The 18,984-nt window shown below is 55.3% G+C and carries 20 protein-coding genes; 4 read left to right on the forward strand and 16 right to left on the reverse strand.

The window, feature by feature from the left end:
• Positions 1 to 10: 10 nt before the first annotated feature.
• Positions 11 to 1,003 carry an ABC transporter substrate-binding protein gene (locus QMQ05_RS14580; RefSeq protein ID WP_345471165.1) on the reverse strand — a complete coding sequence of 331 codons (993 nt, stop codon included), beginning with the start codon at positions 1,001 to 1,003 and terminating at the stop codon, positions 11 to 13.
• 473 nt (positions 1,004 to 1,476) lie between these two features.
• Between QMQ05_RS14580 and QMQ05_RS14585 the strand changes: the two genes are divergently transcribed.
• The gene (locus tag QMQ05_RS14585) at positions 1,477 to 1,977 is read left to right on the forward strand and encodes a DUF456 domain-containing protein (RefSeq protein ID WP_345471167.1); all 501 of its coding nucleotides are present in this window, start codon (positions 1,477 to 1,479) and stop codon (positions 1,975 to 1,977) included.
• On the opposite strand, the gene QMQ05_RS14590 is transcribed toward QMQ05_RS14585, so the two are convergent.
• Genes QMQ05_RS14590 through QMQ05_RS14605 form a run of 4 tightly spaced genes read right to left on the reverse strand, consistent with a single transcriptional unit; the run spans position 1,974 to position 5,372 of the window.
• Entirely contained in the window at positions 1,974 to 2,579 is a 606-nt protein-coding gene (locus QMQ05_RS14590) for a response regulator transcription factor (protein ID WP_345471169.1), read from the reverse strand. The two genes, QMQ05_RS14585 and QMQ05_RS14590, sit on opposite strands and share 4 nt — an antisense overlap.
• A complete protein-coding gene (locus QMQ05_RS14595) occupies positions 2,576 to 3,706 on the reverse strand; it encodes a sensor histidine kinase (protein ID WP_345471171.1) in 1,131 nt (376 codons plus the stop codon). Before QMQ05_RS14595 ends, QMQ05_RS14590 begins: the two co-directional genes overlap by 4 nt.
• A complete protein-coding gene (locus tag QMQ05_RS14600) occupies positions 3,703 to 4,458 on the reverse strand; it encodes an ABC transporter permease (protein ID WP_058255655.1) in 756 nt (251 codons plus the stop codon). Before QMQ05_RS14600 ends, QMQ05_RS14595 begins: the two co-directional genes overlap by 4 nt.
• Positions 4,455 to 5,372 (reverse strand): ABC transporter ATP-binding protein, encoded by a 918-nt coding sequence (locus QMQ05_RS14605; protein ID WP_345471176.1) that lies wholly within the window; start codon positions 5,370 to 5,372, stop codon positions 4,455 to 4,457. Before QMQ05_RS14605 ends, QMQ05_RS14600 begins: the two co-directional genes overlap by 4 nt.
• Before the next feature lie 320 nt (positions 5,373 to 5,692).
• Between QMQ05_RS14605 and QMQ05_RS14610 the strand changes: the two genes are divergently transcribed.
• On the forward strand, positions 5,693 to 6,394 hold the full coding sequence (locus tag QMQ05_RS14610) for a DedA family protein (RefSeq protein WP_345471178.1): 702 nt from the start codon (positions 5,693 to 5,695) through the stop codon (positions 6,392 to 6,394).
• Between the two features lie 3 nt (positions 6,395 to 6,397).
• Here QMQ05_RS14610 and QMQ05_RS16960 read toward each other — a convergent pair whose 3' ends face one another.
• From QMQ05_RS16960 to QMQ05_RS14620, 3 genes are all read right to left on the reverse strand, one after another.
• Positions 6,398 to 6,757: a DUF2695 domain-containing protein gene (locus tag QMQ05_RS16960; protein WP_350340389.1), complete on the reverse strand. Its 360-nt coding sequence runs from the start codon at positions 6,755 to 6,757 to the stop codon at positions 6,398 to 6,400.
• 106 nt (positions 6,758 to 6,863) lie between these two features.
• A complete protein-coding gene (locus QMQ05_RS14615; RefSeq protein WP_345471180.1) occupies positions 6,864 to 8,060 on the reverse strand; it encodes a pyridoxal phosphate-dependent aminotransferase in 1,197 nt (398 codons plus the stop codon).
• A gap of 128 nt (positions 8,061 to 8,188) precedes the next feature.
• Positions 8,189 to 9,313, reverse strand: a complete 1,125-nt coding sequence (locus tag QMQ05_RS14620; protein ID WP_345471182.1) for a YkvI family membrane protein — start codon at positions 9,311 to 9,313, stop codon at positions 8,189 to 8,191.
• A gap of 256 nt (positions 9,314 to 9,569) precedes the next feature.
• On the opposite strand from QMQ05_RS14620, the gene QMQ05_RS14625 reads away from it, so the two are divergent.
• Positions 9,570 to 9,815, forward strand: coding sequence for a hypothetical protein (locus tag QMQ05_RS14625; RefSeq protein WP_058255666.1), 246 nt, complete (start codon positions 9,570 to 9,572; stop codon positions 9,813 to 9,815).
• 84 nt (positions 9,816 to 9,899) lie between these two features.
• On the opposite strand, the gene rlmN is transcribed toward QMQ05_RS14625, so the two are convergent.
• The 7 genes from rlmN to QMQ05_RS14660 all read right to left on the reverse strand — a co-directional run bounded on the left by rlmN (position 9,900) and on the right by QMQ05_RS14660 (position 17,062).
• Positions 9,900 to 11,198 (reverse strand): 23S rRNA (adenine(2503)-C(2))-methyltransferase RlmN, encoded by a 1,299-nt coding sequence (gene rlmN / locus QMQ05_RS14630; protein ID WP_345471185.1) that lies wholly within the window; start codon positions 11,196 to 11,198, stop codon positions 9,900 to 9,902.
• 110 nt (positions 11,199 to 11,308) lie between these two features.
• On the reverse strand, positions 11,309 to 11,905 hold the full coding sequence (locus tag QMQ05_RS14635; protein WP_345471187.1) for a hypothetical protein: 597 nt from the start codon (positions 11,903 to 11,905) through the stop codon (positions 11,309 to 11,311).
• A 385-nt stretch (positions 11,906 to 12,290) separates the two neighbouring features.
• Positions 12,291 to 12,959, reverse strand: coding sequence for a GOLPH3/VPS74 family protein (locus QMQ05_RS14640; protein ID WP_345471189.1), 669 nt, complete (start codon positions 12,957 to 12,959; stop codon positions 12,291 to 12,293).
• 53 nt (positions 12,960 to 13,012) lie between these two features.
• Positions 13,013 to 14,170 carry a hypothetical protein gene (locus QMQ05_RS14645; protein WP_345471191.1) on the reverse strand — a complete coding sequence of 386 codons (1,158 nt, stop codon included), beginning with the start codon at positions 14,168 to 14,170 and terminating at the stop codon, positions 13,013 to 13,015.
• A 53-nt stretch (positions 14,171 to 14,223) separates the two neighbouring features.
• Positions 14,224 to 14,973, reverse strand: coding sequence for a sulfite exporter TauE/SafE family protein (locus QMQ05_RS14650; RefSeq protein ID WP_345471193.1), 750 nt, complete (start codon positions 14,971 to 14,973; stop codon positions 14,224 to 14,226).
• A gap of 96 nt (positions 14,974 to 15,069) precedes the next feature.
• Positions 15,070 to 16,092 carry an agmatine deiminase family protein gene (locus QMQ05_RS14655; RefSeq protein WP_345471195.1) on the reverse strand — a complete coding sequence of 341 codons (1,023 nt, stop codon included), beginning with the start codon at positions 16,090 to 16,092 and terminating at the stop codon, positions 15,070 to 15,072.
• Positions 16,085 to 17,062 (reverse strand): nitrilase-related carbon-nitrogen hydrolase, encoded by a 978-nt coding sequence (locus QMQ05_RS14660; protein ID WP_345471198.1) that lies wholly within the window; start codon positions 17,060 to 17,062, stop codon positions 16,085 to 16,087. The genes QMQ05_RS14655 and QMQ05_RS14660 overlap by 8 nt, the downstream gene beginning before the upstream one ends.
• A 143-nt stretch (positions 17,063 to 17,205) precedes the next feature.
• Between QMQ05_RS14660 and QMQ05_RS14665 the strand changes: the two genes are divergently transcribed.
• On the forward strand, positions 17,206 to 17,835 hold the full coding sequence (locus QMQ05_RS14665; protein WP_345471200.1) for a TetR/AcrR family transcriptional regulator: 630 nt from the start codon (positions 17,206 to 17,208) through the stop codon (positions 17,833 to 17,835).
• Between the two features lie 24 nt (positions 17,836 to 17,859).
• On the opposite strand, the gene QMQ05_RS14670 is transcribed toward QMQ05_RS14665, so the two are convergent.
• Complete coding sequence (locus QMQ05_RS14670) at positions 17,860 to 18,984, reverse strand: signal peptidase I (RefSeq protein WP_345471202.1); 1,125 nt, start codon at positions 18,982 to 18,984, stop codon at positions 17,860 to 17,862.

The following is an 18,984-nucleotide window of genomic DNA, read 5'->3' on the forward strand; positions in this document are numbered from 1 at the left end:
GTTTTAGCGATTAGTACTTGCGATCTGGCAAGGCCTTTTCGGCTTCTTCCTGGGTGAAGGCGGCGTCTTCAACGACGATGCGCTTCTCCACCGATTCACCGGCTACGACCTTCTTGGCAACTTCTGCCAGGTCTGCACCGAGCAGCGGGTTGCATTCAACGATGTAGTTGATCTTGCCGTCAGCCAGTGCCTGCATGCCGTCCTTGACTGCGTCGATGGTGACGATCTTGATGTCTTCGCCTGGCTTCTTACCTGCTGCTTCGATAGCTTCGATAGCGCCTAGGCCCATGTCATCGTTGTGGGCAAAAACGAGGTCGATGTCATCGTGCGAGTTCAGGAAGCCTTCCATAACCTGCTTGCCACCGGCACGAGTGAAGTCACCGGTCTGGGAGTCCACAACCTTGATATCGGTGCCAGCGATGGCCTTTTCGAATCCTTCCTTACGGTCGATAGCTGGAGCAGAACCGGTGGTGCCCTGCAGCTCGACGACCTTCAGTTCCTCATCCTTGAAGTTATCGGCCACCCACTGACCAGCGCGCTGGCCTTCTTCGACGAAGTCAGAACCGATAAATGACTCATAGAGGGAGTCATCTGCGGTGTCTACCGCACGGTCGGTGAGGATCACTGGGATGTTGGCGTTCTTTGCTTCCTGAAGCACAGCGTCCCAACCGGTCTCAACCACTGGCGAGAATGCCAGGACGTCAACGCCCTGGGCGATGTAGGAGCGTAGGGCCTGAATCTGGTTTTCTTGCTTCTGCTGAGCATCGGAGAAGCTGAGCTTGAACCCGTTCTCTTCGGTCAGTGTGTCTTGGATGTCCTTGGTGTTAGCTGCACGCCAGCCAGATTCGGCGCCTACCTGGGAGAAGCCGATAGCGATGGTGTCGGAGCCCGAACCGTTATCAGCTGATTCGCTGGATGATGAGCCCGAGCATGCGCTCAGTGCAGCCATCGCGGCAACGGAGAGCGTTGCAATTCCTGCGCGTAAAAAGGTCTTTCGCTTCATTGAGATGTCCTTCTCGTGGGTCCCCGCCGACTGTCGAGTGAATTGTTCCGACTGCGGGATACATGTGTCGGTGCTCACAATGTTAGCGCTAACATTTTGGACTGGGAAGAGGTCTAGAGAATTTTCTTTTATGTTAATTTCTTCGCAGAAAAATATGGCGGCAGAGAATTATCTCCCACCCACTAGGAGATCTAGCGGAAAGATTTGTTTTCTGAGCATCGTAATCCAAGAATCCCACTCTTTATTGGAGACTTCATTGCCAGAAAAAGTATTCTTTATTCGCATGAACGAGAAGATTGAGTCTCTGGTTCATCACTTGATACCAATGCCTTTGAATCGGCGTCTTTTGCCCCCAAATACATGATGACTCCCCACAATCACCGTGCGACCGTTTTCCAAGGCAGCATAAATAGCCTGAGATACATGTCAACAGTTAGCGCCAACATTGCCGCTCACCGTGCCACACTGGGTGAGTGGATACACAGATTATTTACACGATTCTTGCTGGGATACTGCTAGTTATTTCGGCCTTGGGCACGATTTTTCCGGTGCTCCCAGGATCGTTGCTGACCATCGGCACGTTACTGGCGTGGGGCTGGTTACTCGGCTCGACGGCGTCGTGGTGGACTGCTGGCATCGGCATGGCCATTGCCCTCGCGGGATGGTCGGCTTCGGCGGTACTCACCGGAAGGAAACTCAAGGAGCATCAGGTTCCCAAGGGCTCCATCCTCTTTGCTGTTATCGGTGCCATCGCTGGGGCGTTTATCATCCCGGTTGTAGGACTTTTTATCGGTTTCGCAGTGGGGCTTTTCGCTGGTGAAAGCGTACGACGTCGAGAACTCTCCGGTGCATTCAGCTCATCATGGGCAGCCCTGAAGGCGCTGGGACTTGGGATTGTGGTGGAGTTCGGATGCGTTCTACTCGCCTCATCGGTGTGGGTGATCGGTCTAATCACCCACTTCGCCACCCGTTAGATCCACCCCTGTTCGCGAGCTTTTCGGGCAGCTTCAATCCGATTCGCGGTATTCGTTTTGCCGATGGCGTTTGATAGGTGGTTGCGTACGGTCCCCACGGACAGATGCACCAAAGCAGCGATACGCGAGACCGGTGCACCACTGGCCGCATGAGCCAAAATCTCACGTTCACGATCGGTCAACGGATTGCGCTGAGTTTCAACGCTAAGCATTGCTCGTTGCGGATCAATGATCTTATCCCCGGCGTACACCTTACGGATTGCCGAGACCAAGTCCTCTGGCGGCGCATCCTTAACGAGGAAACCACTAGCCCCAGCTTCAAAAGCCTGCCGAAAATATCCAGGACGATCAAAGGTGGTCAAGACCAGCACTTTCACTTCGGGGTGGGTCTGGCTCAGCTGCTGCGCAAGACTCAATCCATCAAGCCGAGGCATCTGAATATCCACCAGAGCAACATCCACTTTGTGCAAGGCTAGGGCTGAGGGCACCTCATCGCCATCGGCACATTGAGCGACAACTTCAAGGTCGACTTCCAGATTCAGCAATGCCGCCAGTGCGCTACGCACCAAATGTTGATCGTCAGCGATCAATACCCTAATCACTGAGTCTCCTGTGAGTTGCCGTCAAAAGTCAGTTGGACCCGGGTGCCACCTAGTGATGAAGCTTCAACCGTTGCGGTGGCGCCGATTTGTTTGGCTCTTTCTTGCATTCCCCTGATCCCGTGGCCTGCCTCGCTGACACCCAATCCGTCTCCGTCATCGTCGATGCCTACGAAGGATTTATCAAAAACTATACGCAGCGAACTGGCGTGTGCATGGCGTAAGACGTTGGTGAGCGCTTCGCGCAAGATCCATGCGGTATGCGAGCGCCATCGCACAGGGATTGAAGCCGGGTCTCCCACCACGGTGAAATTCAGATCATTGTCTTGGCAAGCTCTTCGCAACTCGGCAAGTTCCGCCTCAAGATCCTGCCGATTCAGCCCCTGAACTGTGGTTCGTACAGAGTCCAAGGCCTGCACTGCCAAGTCGGATAACTGCTGCATTTCCGTGCGAGCACGATCGTATTCTTGGGCATCGAGCAATCGCATGGCTAGCTGCGCTTTAAGGTTGAGCGCAGTTAACGAATGCCCAATTCCGTCATGAACATCGCGGGCAACTCGCTCTTGTTCGGCAACGAGCAGATAGTCGGCGCGCATTTCTTCGGCTGCTACACCCCGAGTAATTGCTTCCACGGTAATCACGTAGACGACCATCAGAACAAAATTTAGTCCGATGATAAACAGCGCATCAATGAACTGACCAAGCAGCAATGGCAGCAAGAGACAGATCAACACGGCCCCGGCGTAGGTCGCTATGGTCCAGGGCCTGGTCAACAGGAAAGCCGCGAACGAGGTGATAAACGGAATGAGGCTCAGGGCACCAATTCCTGTAGCGATCATCGCAAGCAGAAGAATCAGTATCAACACCGCGAAACTGATCAGTGCCGGAATCTGCTTGGTGCCGCCTTGTCCCACAGCCCACGAGTATTTGGCGTAAGCGTGCAGATACACCGCGGCAAAAACTGCCACAAGCATGAGCCCGGCAACTCGCACCGGCTCCGGGTATGGGTTGTTGATCAAGTCCAAAATCGGGAAGATCAAGAAGACAACCCACACCCCAGACATGAGCCAGCCCCAGCGATTCCAGAACTGTTGCTCATCCTCTAGAGCGCTGGGCTGGCATCTACTCATTGACGTGCTTTGGCCCTGCGCGTAGCGAGTACCGCAAAGACTGCGAAGATCATTGCCCATAGCACTAGATTAGTTGTCATCATCCACATTGGGTCCGGAGCCATCTCAGTTCCTTCCGGAATATCTTTGAGCAACGGGTAACGGGCCAAGGCGACGTAGCCAAACATCGGCGTAAACCGGGCGATATCAAGCATGGTTCCTTCCAGAGGCATAAACACATTTCCGAAGAAGGCGAAGAACACCATGAGCCCCGTCGCCAGGCCCAATGCAGATTCGGACTTGAAAGCCATACCCACGCCAATGCCGTAGCAAGCAAAGACCATGGCACCGATCAAGATGATCAGATAGCTAACGCCCCAAATCCACGACTCGTTCACCGTGGCCCCGGTCAGTGCTCCCAAGGCGAAAACGATGGCGGCAGATACACCTGCAACGGTGGCAGCAACGATCATCTTGCTTCCAACAAACACGGCTGGCGGCATCTTAGTTATGGCAATCTGCCGGCCCCAACCCTGCATGGTTTCAGTGGCTACGGTTCCCGCGATGGACACCGTGCTGACGGCCGCACCATAGGCGGCCATGGAGATCATGAGATAAAACTTGACGTTTCCCGCTCCCAAATCTGATTCCGTGTAGCTAGGAATATTGCCAAAAAGGATATACATGGCCGCCGGGAGGAGTAGAGCAAAAACAAGGTTGTATCCATCGCGAAAGTGCCGAGCAAATTCAACTTGGATATAGGTTGCCATCATGATGCGTCCTTGGTGAGTTGAATGAAAGCGTCTTCTAGGCTGGGGGAAGAGATTTCGATGTCTCGGCCCCGGTACTGTTGCAAGAGAGCTAGGGCGAACTGGTCAGAGTCGGTGCACTGGAAGTGATATCGCAGTCCCTGTTGTTCGGTCAGCACGATGGACTCATCAAATCCCAGGGCTTGTTGGGCATCGGCTTCAGAACAGAAAGTGGCGCTGATGGATCTGCCGTTGATCAAATGCCGCAATTCTTCGGTGGCTCCGTCGGCAACGATTCTTCCCTGACTCATCAGCACGGTACGTTCGGCGAAGGCCTGTGCTTCTTCGAGATAGTGCGTGGCAAAGATGATAGTTCGGCCGCCCGTTGCTTCGGCGCGCATCGTTTGCCAGAAGTCACGGCGGGCCATCACATCCATACCAGCCGTGGGCTCGTCCAAGATCAGTACATCTGGATCCGGCAAAAGAGCGAGGGCAAATTTGATGCGTTGCTGCTCTCCCCCGGAGCACTTACCCACCCTTCGTTTTGCGATTTTTGTGAGTCCGGTGCGCTCCATGACCTCTCGGACACGGTCGGCTCGTCCGTGCATCGTTCCGATGACCTTGACGGTTTCTTGCACCGTCAAATCGCGTAAGAGTCCACCGGTTTGCAGGACCGCTGATACTTGGCCGGAAGATATAGCTTGGCGCGGAGATTGTCCTAAAACGTGCACTGTTCCCGCGGAGGGCTGGGTCAGTCCGAGGATCATGTCCACCGTGGTGGTCTTTCCAGCCCCGTTGGGCCCGAGTAACGCTACGATTTGTCCTTGGGCAATCTGCAGGTTGATCCCTTTGACTGCCTCAACTTTGGCGTGTTTAGCAACAAATGTTTTCTTCACTGTCGACAGCGATATGGCGTCGGTTTTCATCAGCGTTTCCATACTTCAATCATTCAACTTCCCGGTGGCCACCAAAAGAGCAGAATGTCATGATCTGACCATGACCGTTGTCATGGGTTCAGCAAGGTAGTTGCAGTAAAACAACCATCTGGCTTGAACCTTTACAACTATTGTGACCTTGGCAACAGCTTGCGGTTTTCATGCTGGCGGGAAAAGAACTCGAGTTTGATGGGCGCGGAGCACATCACTGCGAGTCAACGAACGAAATGTCATTTTTTGCCCTTGTGATCAGCTCATAGGACTCATGACCTGCTGGTTATCCCTATGGGAAACTCACAGTCATATCCCGTAGGATTTTTCCTGTGCTAGATCAATCTTCTTTTCTTTCCTTTGTGACGGATTACGCCCCGCCGACCATCGGCGCCGCGTTCCTGCCCGACTGGCTGAACCCAGCAGTATTCCTCAACAACCCTGACCTTGGCCCATGGGTTGTTGCGCTGGTCTGCCTTATCGTCTTCGCCGAAACCGGCTTGCTGGTCGGGTTCTTCCTCCCGGGCGACTCGATGCTGTTCACAGTCGGCATGCTCATCGCTACGGGCACCATCCATGTGCCACTATGGCTCTTCGCGTTGGCCATTTTCATTTGCGCTTTCGCCGGAGATCAGACGGGCTATTTCATCGGTAGAAAAAGTGGCCCAGCCATCTTCAACAAACCCGAATCGCGATTCTTCTCGCAAAAGAATGTTGAACGAGCCCACGAATTTTTCGAAAAGTTTGGTGGCCGTGCAGTCATCTTGGCCCGCTTTGTACCGGTGGTTCGAACCTTCGTTCCGGTCATCGCCGGTGTCGCCAAGATGGACCACAAGACCTTCATCAGCTTCAACCTGATTGGCGCCGCCCTCTGGGGTATCGGCGTCACGCTCTTGGGCTTCTGGTTGGGTCAGTTCAGCTGGATCGAAAAGAACATCGACATTATCTTCATCCTGATTGTTCTCATCTCCTTGATCCCGATCGGTGTTGAGCTAATCAAAGCACGTAAGCCAAGCAAGAACATCGAAGACTAGTTTCTAAGCACTTCGGCGGCTAAAACGTCCGCCACCCCACTGTACGCCGCGGCGCATCAACCAATTCTCGCAAGGTTGGATTGTGCCGCGGCGTACTCCTTTACAGACCAAATCTTCCCCTGCATCAATGAGGCGTATGGCCTCAGTCGTGGCCGGTCGAACTACGTTCAGCAGCACTTCGCAATCGCAAAATCCCCCGAGCAATCGCACTTTCCTCTCAAGAGCGCTGGCCCTCGGCGCAGATTCATCGCGATAAAAGCTAAGTCCCCTCAGACTTCCATCGCAGCGAGTTTCCCCTGCCACGCGATACAGGTAGCAAGGCAGACATTCGTGAATCACGGGACGAGGTAATTGCGGCATCATGGCTCCTTAAAAGACAGTAGCGAGGCCAGCTGATCAACTTGCCTCGCTACCCACCTTGGGCCACCGCCGTCTTCTACTCAGAGAATATGTGGCGAGCTGTGGACTTCTACTCTCCTGCCAGGCTTCGGCGCAAAAACGCATCCACCCGCTCCAGGGCTTCAGCCACACGCTCGTAACCGGCGGCAAAAGACAGCCGAATATACAGATGGCCCTCAAACGGATCGAAGTCACCGCCCGGAGTCAATGCCACATGAGCCTGCTCCAACACGGCTCGGCAGAATTCAGAAGCCGAACCAAAATGTTCCAGCACCTCGTTGGCCAACCGGCCGTACAGATAAAACGCTCCATCAGCTGGGGCAGCCTGAATGATTCCCAGATGATCCAGGCGTTGCAACACCAGTTCTCGTGTGCGGGCAAACTCGGCCACCCGGTCATTCGCTTCTTCGACACTCTGTGCTGCAAAAGCCGCCACAGCTGCACGTTGCGCCGGTGCAGGAGCACACAAGGCAAGGTTTGAGGCCAGAGCGTCTACGGCAGGCAACAGGTCCTCGGAAACGACCATCCAACCAAGACGCCACCCTGTCATGCCCCAATATTTAGAGAAGGAAGAGACCACGATGGACGTGCGCGAGAACTCCCATGAAGTGTGCCCACGTCGCGTGGCATCGAATTCGATGCCGTGGTAGATCTCGTCGCTAATCAAGCGAACGCCGTTGCTTTCGCACCATTGGGCCAGTTGTTCTAATTCCTCGGCACTAAACATGGTGCCGGTGGGATTATTCGGTGAAGCAATCACCAGACCGTCGAGGCGCCCGTGCTCTTTTTTGGCCTGTTCCAGATGCTCAATGGTTGGTTGGAATCTCGTTTCTGCCGTGGTGGGCAGGTCCAGCACTTTAAGTCCGAGGGCACGCAGGATATTGGCATAGGCGGGATAGCCAGGACGGGCCAACGCCACCACGTCTCCGGCATCAAAGGCTGCGAGGAACGCAAGCTGGAATGCGCCGGAGGAACCGGTAGTCATGACAAAGTTTTCCGCAGGAATCTGCACCCCATAGGCATCACGATAATGATCGGCAAGCGCCTGACGGATCTCAGGCAGACCAGCGGTCGCCGTGTACCCGAGGTCCGCGCCCTCCGTGTGCAGTTGGGCCGCCAGAGTGTTGACTGCTGCTGGCGCTCCCCCGCCGGGTTCTCCCACGCATAAGGAAATGACGTCATGGCCTGCATCGCGCATCTGCGAAACTCGCTCGACAATCTGCATCACTTCGAATGGTGCAACCTTGGCGCGTTGAGATACCTGCACTCTTTGTCCTCGCTACGATACTGGCGCGGTGGGCCCGCACGGCCGGGTGAAGCATTGCTCGACTCGATCTCACTCACCCAAGTTTGAATCTCTAATGCTACCCGGCCGTCCCAGCTCGTACCTCGCACTTACACCGGCTGTCGACGCACCGCCCGCATCACGGTCTTGACCAGCATCAGCACGAGCAACAGCGTTCCAACATAGCCGTTGATGACGTAGACCAGGTTGACCATTTGAGAGAACGGCAGCATCAAACCAATGACCGTTCCCAGGATTGCCAGAATGACGGTGAGGTATTTGAAGCCCTTGGTCTTATCCGAGTAGAAGCGTGAAGAGACGGTCCAAAGCAGTGGCACGGCAGTGGTGTAGATTCCGGCCAAAATCATCACGGAGATACCTGCCGCAAGGACCGGGCTGATGTCCTTAGCCAAGACCAGCATTGGAATCTCAGTTCCGCCCACCCGAGTAATGTTGGCCAACAGACCCAAGCCAACAATGACGCAGGCAAGTGAGAAGACGGTCGAACCGGTCAGAGCACCAGCCACTGCTTCTTTTCGGTTGCGGGCCGTTTTGCCCAAGGCGGTCAAGAAGGCAGCCAACCACAACATGCAGAAACCTACGTAGGACAGGCCCGACATGAACCAGTTGGTGGATGCTTGAGTCAGATCTAGTGTCGGCAGCAAGGCTTGACCTTCTGCGATTCCACTTGGGTTGCGCAGGATCCCTAATAGTCCGAGGCTGATTGCCACCACCACAATCAATGGGCCGATTTTGCCGATGACATCCACCAGGTTTTTCAGGCCGAACCAGACGCTGAGCCCCACCACGATGGCCAGTCCAATGCCACCAACAAATTTGGACATTCCATAGTGCTCTTCAAAAACTGCTCCGGCACCGGCAACCATCACGGTGAAGCTCAAGAAGACGAACAGAATGGAGAAGTAGTCGAAGAAGGTGCCCAAATATTTCCCGCTGTAGTAGTGGAAAATCCTTGATGGCTTTTCAAATTTCTTGGCTTGTCCCACGACAAAGAACTCAACTGCAACGTAGCCCATCAGCACTAGAACTAGGAGGCCGGTTCCGAAGACTCCTGCATAGCCATAGGAGGTGAAGTACTGCAGAATTTCTTGGCCCGTGGCGAATCCCGAACCGATGAGGAACGCAATGATCGCTCCAGCATAGGTGAGGACCCGCCGGGTTCTGCCGGACTTGCCTGTGGTCGAAAGATCTTGCGCTGAGGTTTGACTGCTCACGAAAACCCTTTGTGACGAAGCTAACAATGTATCTGATATATCAGTATCACATCTATCCCATGTGAGGTAAATAGCTCGCGCCTTTTGTTTTCTTGTTCGTTACACGACTGACCAACAACCGACAAATATCACCCCACGTCATTGTGAGAACCAAAGAAAATCAGCAGACTGGTATCAGATAATGATCTGTAGGTACTCGAACCTGTTTGGTTCCAGAGTCAGCCAGTGTTAATTTCGGGATTCAAAGGACGCGACAGTGAGCGAACAAAAAGTATTTGAAGCAATCGTCGGCAAAGAAGGCGGCTGGTGGAACATCTGGGTTCCAGAAATTGATCAGGTCACCTGCACCCGCAAATCACGCAAGATCTCCAGTTACACGCGAACTCTCATCGCCGCGGTTCTAGGGATCCCAGAGTCGTCATTCCGTGTAGAACGAGAATTGGTAAGCGCCGCCGAATTTGAGCGCCGCTACACCGCAGCAGTGCGCAACACCAACGCGTAGATGAGCTCGAAGGCACACCCAACAAGCTGTAGTTAACGAAAAATCGGGGCCCAGTTTTTAACTGAGCCCCGATTTTTGTGTTTGTTATTTGTCGCCGTCGGCGGCCAGCTGACCGCAGGCGCCGTCGATCTCCTTGCCGCGGGTATCGCGCAGCGTGGTCGGAACCCCTAGCTCATCTAGGCGACGAACGAACTTCGAGGTAATATCCGACTCGCTACGGGTCCAAATGGAACCTGGCACTGGGTTCAGCGGAATCGGGTTCACATGGACCCAGCCGCGACCACGGGCGTTGAGCTTCTTGGCAAGCATTTCTGCACGCCACTCGTGGTCGTTCATGTCCTTGATCAGTGCGTACTCGATGGATACGCGACGACCGGTCTTCACGTAGTAGTCGTAGGCTGCATCCAGCGCTTCATCAACCTTCCAGCGTGAGTTCACTGGGATCAATTCATCACGTAGCTCGTCATCAGGCGCGTGAAGGGACAAAGCGAAGGTGACCGGGACATTCTCGTCGGCCAGCTTGCGAATGGCAGGAACCAGACCGACGGTGGAAACGGTGATGCCGCGGGCGCTCATGCCCAAGCCTTCTGGGGCTTCGGCAACCATGCGGTGCACGGCGTTCATGACGCGCTTGTAGTTAGCCAGTGGCTCACCCATACCCATGAACACGATATTGCCTACGCGCTCGTCTGGATGCTTCTGACCACCCAGACCACCTTCGGCGATCACGCGGTTAGCCTGAACGATCTGGTCCAAGATCTCCGCGGTGGACATGTTGCGGGTCAAACCTGCCTGTCCGGTGGCGCAGAATGGGCAGTTCATACCGCAACCACACTGCGAAGAAATGCACAGGGTGATGCGGTTGGGGTAACGCATCAGCACAGACTCGACCAACGAGCCGTCGAATAGACGCCAGAGGAACTTGATGGTCTTGCCATCATCGGTCTCGAGACGCTTCACCTCGGTGAGCAGCTTCGGGAACATCGCCTGGACTAGTTCCCCACGACGCTCCTTGGGAAGATCGCTCATCTTCTCAGGGTCGGTGGTGTAGTGCTGGAAGTAGTGGGTTGAAAGCTGCTTGGCACGGAATGCTGGAAGGCCTAGCGCCTTCAGTTCTGCCTGACGCTCAGCAAGGGTGAGGTCGGCAAGGTGCTTAGGTGGCTGCGAGACGCGGCGCTTGGTGGAGAACTGCAGTTCGGGGCGGCCATCGGCGCCCATCTCCTGCTTCCAACCTTCGGCGGTCGGGATTACCTGCGAACGGCCTTCGGCTTCGGCGCGAGATTTCGAAATGCGCAGCTGCTGGGCACGCTGAGCAGCGGCCTGCTCGGTACGCAGTGCCTTGCGCTCAACGGCGGTGAGTGTGGTGGAATCGCTGGAAGTCATTACTACCTATTGTTTCATGTTTCAGGGCAGTAGTGGCGGTGAGTTTGGGCACGCGCCAACGGTGCTACACCGAAGTCTATCGGCGGCGCAGCACCGTTGGGAGCCAATCCTTAATCCTTATAGGATTCCTTCACGTGCACGATGCTGCCTTCGGCCCCGGTGACATCGAATTCACCGACCTGACCGCTGGTTGTTACCGCCGGACGCTCCTTGTCAGTTCGGGTGTATCCGTCTTGCTTATCCTTGGTGACCACCATTTTTCCGGTGGCCTTCATGGTGATATTTACGTCCCGAGCTTCACCCCAGATCGGATCACCCGACTCGGTATCCCCCTCGTAGACCCGGACTATTCCCGAGATCGTTCCGCGCGAGAGATTCTTGCTGATGTTGACTGTCAGGTCGTAGCCATACATGCCCAGACTGCCAACTATTTCGCAACCGCTTTCCGGATCCCATGATGGTAGTTGACCTTCGGGACAATCGAAGTTCGTCACCGAAAAGTCTGAGAAGCCGTCGGTTTTGCCCGAAAAACCGATGAGGTGCGAGTTCCCATCCATGCCCGCAATCTCACCGATTTGTGCCACTTCGCCAGACATCCACGTGGAGCGTTGATTCTGAGCAGGCGCCGCCGATGCAGGCATACTTACGGAGATGGCTACGGCCAGCGCACTGGCTGCAGAAACTAGTGTCCGTGTTTTCTTGTTCATGCTGATTCCCTTCTCGTGCCGCATGCGTCGTTGCATACGGTCGTAGGCTCAGCCAGTTTGTGTCACCCACCGCTTTAATTCAACAGGTGGACATAAAGGTTATATTCTTGATACCTCTACGGAGCTCTTTTCCCGTCTCCGCTCTCCCTAAATAGTGCGAAGTCATTTGCCTGGCTCTCAATGGACTCGAATCTTGTCTCTAGGCAACGCAGGATGCAGCCCCTCTGCAGAAACAGATACTGACCAGAGAATCAATGCCACTACATGGCGAACGGTGAAAGTCGCACGGAAGAACCGTGCCGGCACCCAATCTGAGTCCTGCTTGTTATCACCCCGAAATATCGAGGTACCAAAACAAATGCGGGGCGTTCGAACTCCTGAAACGCTAGCCCTTGAGACCGGTGGAGGCCGGTGGAATGACCCGCTCGTTGGTAATGATGGCATTCATCTTTGCCACGGCGCGCTGAGCAGCATCGATTGCTGGGGACTCCTGAGCAATTTGTGCAAGACGTTCTTGTGCCTGGCTCGCACCGATCGGTGCGAGCTCGTCGGCCAATACCTGCTGCGCAATTCCCATGGCCTGCAGTATCGAGAGCACCGCAGAATCACTGATGCGTGCGCTGCGCTCCCCCTGAATTTCAGCGGAAAGATCGGTACGTATCTGACGTTCGATCTGATCATTGAGCACGTGAACGCGTTCCTTACCAAGACCGAGCATCGTTCGCGAACCATATTCGACAATGCCTTGTTTAGCTAAGGAGTCGGTGACGAGACGGACATTGCATAACGACGGTATCTTCACCGCAGCGCCCAAAGAAGTCGCCGCTCGTTTCTCCAACTTTTCTAGCGGGGCCGCCAATACCGGATCAGCACAGGGCCCGGCACCAATGAGCTGAAGCTGAGAATCCGCGTCTTCGTTTAAGGTCACTCGGCCGGCAATCATCAAGTCAGATAAAACTGCAGCGTTCATTCCAAAGCCGGCAGCTGACATGACTGCTTCAGGCTTTTGGTACTTGTTGGCCATCAGTAAGTAGAGCTTTTCTGAGATCAGCATGCCTACAGGCTACCGACCCTGATGGGGTCACGTCCTCAGTCTTTTGACGGATATTAGGAACGATGTGGCAAGGGATGATCTTGGGATATTCTGCTTTGATTCCGCTCTTCACGATCGCGGGTCATCGCCGAGGTGGTTCGGATAAACACCGAAATCCACGAGAACATGATGGCGACCACCGCCAATTCAAAACCGGTCAGATTGTAGTAGGACCAGTCCTGCCAAAGTACGAAAGCAACCCACACTGCACCCACGGCAGCATAAGACATCAGGTGGAAAACGGCAGGGTACCCCGGAAGTAAGACTGCGGTGCCCATCAGAAGGATGATCATGGCGGCTGAAGCTAACTGCACAAAACCGGAATGCACTTGTGGGGAAACGTTCACCGGCACCAGGCCAATGCCGACAATCGCGGTGGCGACGACCACGAGACACCAGCGCACTACCCGTGGGCGCGGGCGCAACTTCCTGGCCAGCTTGTATCTGCGCAGTGCCGGGCGACAACGATAGGTCCGCGATAACAGAACGAGGTCTCGGGTGAGGAACTCGGTAAAGGCTGCGAGCACCAAACCGGAAATAATCAGGGTCAGATTAAAGGTCCAGAATGATCCACGACCTGCCTGCGTGGTGCCCAAGAAGGAGAACATGCTGCGCCACCACTGTTGTTCTTCGGCGAGCAACATGCTGATCAGGACGCCAGAGGCCATGAAGATTCCCAAAACCACCGAGAGGGTTTCTGCGCTGGTGCGCGCCGTGGCCACCAGGCAAAGGTACGCCGTCAATCCGGTGACCGCACTCACGGCCAGTGAACCGGCCAGAACATCGAGATGCAGCCCGAAAAAGGCTCGTTGAAACAGGTGGAAGAGCACCAGAATCATCATCACCGAGCTGGCCACGTGCACCAGGACGAGGCCTAGCGCGGTCAGTAGTTGTCGCCAGGTAGGGATGCGCCGCAACCATGGTTCGCGGTAACGCAGGATGGCGCGGAAGGCATAGGCACTACTCATTGCCGCAGCGGTACCACCGCACACGGATGAAACCAGTCCCACCGACCAACGCCCAAAAAGTGCAGGGCGTTCACCGGCGAAAAATATGAGGCCGACGGTCAGACCGAAAACGGAGCAGAGGAGTCCAGCCCAGAGCGCGCGACGTTCAATGTCGAGTTCGGTGACGCGGCGGCTGAGCGTGACTTCGGGATACTGGTAGGGCACGTACCCCATTCTCTCATTGACGTTGGCAGTGCTCTATGGGCCGAAATTTCGCCTTAGCGGCCGGCGAGCGCGGTGATGCCTTCGACCATCAGGCTTAGGGCTCCGGCAAAGGCAATTAGCACCACAAAGGCCCTGCTGTACTTAGCTGGGATTTTTGGTGCCAGAAAATTGCCGAGGAGAATACCGACTAGCATCGCTGCGAAGCAGGCGACCCATTGGCTGAGCTGCAGGTGTGGCAAGCCGCCCTTGGCTAGCAGCGAGGTACTGGATAGTACGAGGAAATACAGTTGCACGGAGACCGCGAACTTCGCTTGGGGCCAACGACTGGCTACGGCGTATCCGGCGATGGCTGGTCCGGAGACTCCGGCGGTCACCGACATAAATCCGGAGACCGCTCCGGCACCTATGGCTAGTCCTTTGCCTTGGGCCGCCGGAAGGTTTCGGATCAGGAAGCTGGAGACCAGCGCCAGGATCACCATGGCGGAGATACCAATGGAGAGCCAAGGACCGTCCACTCGTGCTGCCACCCATGCTCCTGGAAGAGTCATCAGCATGGCGGGAATCAGGATCAGTGCTACTTTTTTGTATTCCACATCCCGAAAGACCTGCAGGAAAATCAGTAGGCTACTGCACGCTCCGAGGAGGTTGACTAGGGTGATTCCTTCGTGCGGCCCGAGCACCATGACCAAGAACGGTGAGGCGACCAGCGCAAAACCCATTCCGGAAATGCGTTGTGTGGATGCTCCGACAAATACCGCTGCCGCCAGCGAAATCACCGCCGCTAGTTGCACGCCCTGCTCCACACTGCCTCCACGTCTTTGTTGATTACCAACTATTACGTTAGTCGACAGTTCATGACGTTGTTGACACGGTGTGCATGGAGCAGGGATTGGGCTGGGCTAGCGGCGTGGCAATTGCTGGGTAATGCAGTGGATACCGCCACCGCGGGCGAAGAGTTCGCGGGCATCAACGCTGATCACTTCGCGGCCAAGATAGGCCTCGGCAAGGATCCGTGCTGCCTGCTCATCGTTGGGGTCATCAAAAGCGCAGGCGATCACCCCGCCATTGGTGACTAGATGGTTGATGTAGGAATAGTCCACCCAACCTTCCTCGTCGCGCAGTACCTGCGGTGCCGGTACGGCAATGAGCTTGAGTTTTCTACCTTTCGCATCGGTGGATTCTTCGAGGCGTTCTCTGACTTCTTGGGAGATCAGGAAGTCCGGATGTTCTGGGTTCTGTTGATCGTGATAGAGCACTACGCCGGGAGCAGCAAAACAAGCCACAATATCCACGTGTCCGCGGGTGCCAAATTCTTCATTGTCACGAGTCAATCCGCGGTCTAACCAGATGACCTTGCTGGTGCCCAGTACTCGGGAGAATTCTTCCTCAATCTGTGTTGCGGTGGCGCCCGGGTTGCGCTCTGGATCCAGCTGCACACTTCGGGTGGCCAGGATGGTACCTTCACCGTCGACGTGGATTCCCCCGCCTTCGTTGGTGATGTTGGCGCGGATTTCTGGCACTGCCGTGTACTGCACAAGGTGGCCTGCAATGAGCTGGTCTTTCTCCCAGCTGGCCCAGCTTTGAGCACCCCATCCGTTGAAGTTCCAGTTCACGGCGGCCAGGGTATTTTCTGCGGTGCGCACGAAGGTGGGTCCGATATCGCGCATCCATGCGTCGTCGAGTTCATGGATCAAGTAGTCCACCGCGTCACCGAGATGCCGGCGGGCATCAGCATGGGCCGATGGGTCGACCACCATGGTGACCGGGGTGAAGGTGGCGATGGCTTTGGCCACTTGGCTCCAGGTGTTTCTGGCAGCTTCGGCTTCTTCTTCGGTATCCCCTAGGGTGTAGCCGCTGGTAGGAAAGGCCATGAAGATGCGTTCGTGGGCTTCGGTCTCTGCAGGCATAAAGAACTTAGACATTGCTGGTGCTCCGTTCACCTAGGCCGGAATCGTTGCGGGCTTCGCCCATGACACCGTAGGTTTCTGGCCTGCGGGTACGCAGGAACGGGAAGAGGGTGAGCCAGTCACGGCGTGCGTCCAAGTCCAGTGTGGCTACCAGTACCGCGGATTCATCGCGTGGGGCACGTGCGAGGATGCGACCGTAGGGGTCGGAGATGAAGGAGGAACCGTAGAAGGTGAGCGCTCCTTCGTCGCCCCAGCGGTTGGGGACCACCATGAATAGGCCATTGGCGATACCATTGCCGATGATGGTTTGGCGCCAAAGGGGTTCGGTATCAAAGTCGGGATGGTCCGGCTCAGAGCCGATGGCCGTGGGGTAGGCCAAGAGGTCGGCTCCGGCCAGCGAGTAGATGCGCGGTGGTTCGCTGAACCATTCGTCCCAGCAGGTCGGTAGGCCCATGGCAATATCGCCCAGTTCTGCTACACGGTGTACCGGGTATGGATCTTCGTTGGGTCCTTCACGGAAGTACTTGTCCTCGTAGTAGCCCGCGGTGCGCGGAATATGCAGTTTGTTGGTAGCGGCTACCAGCTGACCGCTGGGCGAAACGATGATCGCGGTATTAAGCCCGAGCCGGTCCTGCGCAGGGGCTTTGCGGAACAGCGAGATGTGTACGTGAATGTCGTATTTCTCGGCCATTTTCTTGGCAAAGCTGAAGGTCTTGCCCGTCATCAGGTCTTCGGCGGTGGCATCAGCTTCTGTCGCCTCAGGGATTTCGAAGGCCGGGTATTTGCTCAGCGTGAGTTCTGGCAGGAAGACAATTTTGGCGCCGTGCTTGGCTGCAGACTTGATGCCTTCTTCTAGTTTGGCTTCAGTTGCTGCCGGGTCTTCATGCCAGCGATGCTGGACCAGAGCTACGGTGAGCGTGCCACGTTCGGCATCGTCGACGCGTGCCGGGGAGACCGGTGGATTGAGGGCCAGTATTTCTTGCATGATGTTCCTTTACGACAATAAACGAATGCTATTCGTTTTTACGATAGACGGATGGGCGCAACGAAATCAAGAGTTTTAACGAATGACTTTCGTTTAATTTGTGTATGCTCATGTCAAGAGACTTCGAAGTATGAGGGGAATTCATGGCCAGGCCTTCCAAGCCCAAGCTCAGCACCACTTCAATTGCTGATGCTGCACTCAAACTCGTGGACGCGCATGGAGAGTTCACCCTCCCGCTTCTAGCTAAAGAGCTCTCAGTATCCGCATCATCGCTCTACAACCATGTTCAGGGCAAGGCAGAAATTATCGAGCTGATGCGCGGGCGAGCCATGGCGCAGATTCAGCTTCCAAACTTGCAGCAGGTCACGTGGCAAGAAGCTGTCGAAGCCATTGCCACCGAATACTGGACGTCCTATTCCGAGCACCCACGGCTTATCCCCCTACTTACCAGCCACACGGTCAGAGATAGCACCACATTGCGTGTCTACGATGCCCTGGCCGAGGCTTTCGCACTGGCAGGCTTTGATCCCAAGCGTCGCCTCCAAGCCATCACCATCATCGATTCTTTCGTCCTCGGTTCTGCCTTAGACGCAGCTGCACCAGAAGTTGTATGGGAGTCCGGACCAGAATCTTCGCACTATTTCAAGGAAGCATTAGAAGCCGATTTAGCCGATAGCAACCGATCCCGTGTGACCTTTGAGCTAGGACTTTCCATGCTGTTGGAGTCTCTTGCACAGCAGAGTTCCGCAGGCACTTTCAAGGCAGGAAAATAGAATTCGACGTAAATTGCTCGCGTTCTAAGAGCAGGTGAAGTCTCTCGCGAGCAGCAGCCCGGGGTGGTAAACGATGGTGCGAGTCGGAGAGTCCGCCACCGGCGAGACCCATCCAATGTTGCTGCCGCTTTCAGTGACGTCTTTGTTATCGGTGGTGTAAACCACCAGAAGCTTAACCTCCATAGTCTGCGCCCCACCCTCCGTGATGAGCCCTATCAGATTGAGTCTTGGCCCATAATCTGTAGAGGTTGCCCCGGAAGCCAAACTCGTATACCTATAAGTAGATGAGTCGACCTTGGTCCTTACTGCCAAGCGTGCTCCCGAAGGGAGTTGCTGCGCAGGCCATGACACGGTAGCTGTAGTCAGTAGTAACACTCGAGACTCTGTACAGGCCAAGGAACCCGTAGCCGGTTGCACTATATTTGCCTGCACCGCAGCAGACGCGGTGGCTGAACCGGTAAACGCTGCATGAGTAGTTTCGCTTTTCGGCACCTGCAAGACCAGTGCACCCAGCAACACCACCACGGTCAATCCGCCGATGGTTCGGGAAAGATTCCCTAGTTTCTTTCGCCCCGCTGTCCTGCTATGCGAATCTTGTTCACCGGGCTCCGCAGATTGGGATCCGTGCAGTTCTTCATTTGAATCATCTGGTTTGGAACCTTTTCGCCAAAACGCAATATACAAAAGGTACCCACATAGCAGAATGCCAAGGGTATAAGCCCATGGTTGGCTCAGCCACGTGACAACATAGCCAAGACCAGGGACACTCAAGAACAGGTGATCCATCTGTTCGACGCTGTAGGTTTCTATGTCGGGAACAGGGTTGGCATCGCCTTTGAGAACCAGCCCTTCGGGAGCCTTTTCAACAACTCGATGGGTAATGCGTTCCCCCTGAGAATTGACCACCGACACCACATCGCCAACGTTAACTTCCTCAACCGAGGCAGGCACAGACAAGCCCAAGGCCCCCACAGGTATTCCCGGTCCCATAGATCCCGAAACAAATACCAAAGGCTTTATGCCAATGACCATCGCCAGCACCGCTAGGAGCAAGCAAAGACTTCCAAGTCCGGCACCGAAGTTCAACAAGAATCGCTGGAGCGGCCCGAGCGATGATTTGCTCTCGTGTCCAGTTCGTTGACTACCCAT

Origin of the sequence: Glutamicibacter sp. B1, assembly GCF_039602135.1 — a bacterium.
GTDB classification, from domain to species: domain Bacteria; phylum Actinomycetota; class Actinomycetes; order Actinomycetales; family Micrococcaceae; genus Glutamicibacter; species Glutamicibacter ectropisis.

Coding starts and splice junctions, on each gene's coding strand:
- QMQ05_RS14580 (WP_345471165.1), bottom strand. CDS start 1,003: ATGAAGCGAAAGACCTTTTTACGCGCAGGAATTGCAACGCTCTCCGTT.
- QMQ05_RS14595 (WP_345471171.1), bottom strand. CDS start 3,706: ATGAGTAGATGCCAGCCCAGCGCTCTAGAGGATGAGCAACAGTTCTGG.
- QMQ05_RS14600 (WP_058255655.1), bottom strand. CDS start 4,458: ATGATGGCAACCTATATCCAAGTTGAATTTGCTCGGCACTTTCGCGAT.
- QMQ05_RS14605 (WP_345471176.1), bottom strand. CDS start 5,372: ATGGAAACGCTGATGAAAACCGACGCCATATCGCTGTCGACAGTGAAG.
- QMQ05_RS16960 (WP_350340389.1), bottom strand. CDS start 6,757: ATGATGCCGCAATTACCTCGTCCCGTGATTCACGAATGTCTGCCTTGC.
- rlmN (WP_345471185.1), bottom strand. CDS start 11,198: ATGACTTCCAGCGATTCCACCACACTCACCGCCGTTGAGCGCAAGGCA.
- QMQ05_RS14635 (WP_345471187.1), bottom strand. CDS start 11,905: ATGAACAAGAAAACACGGACACTAGTTTCTGCAGCCAGTGCGCTGGCC.
- QMQ05_RS14640 (WP_345471189.1), bottom strand. CDS start 12,959: ATGCTGATCTCAGAAAAGCTCTACTTACTGATGGCCAACAAGTACCAA.
- QMQ05_RS14655 (WP_345471195.1), bottom strand. CDS start 16,092: ATGTCTAAGTTCTTTATGCCTGCAGAGACCGAAGCCCACGAACGCATC.
- QMQ05_RS14660 (WP_345471198.1), bottom strand. CDS start 17,062: ATGCAAGAAATACTGGCCCTCAATCCACCGGTCTCCCCGGCACGCGTC.
- QMQ05_RS14665 (WP_345471200.1), top strand. CDS start 17,206: ATGGCCAGGCCTTCCAAGCCCAAGCTCAGCACCACTTCAATTGCTGAT.
- QMQ05_RS14670 (WP_345471202.1), bottom strand. CDS start 18,984: ATGGGTAGTCAACGAACTGGACACGAGAGCAAATCATCGCTCGGGCCG.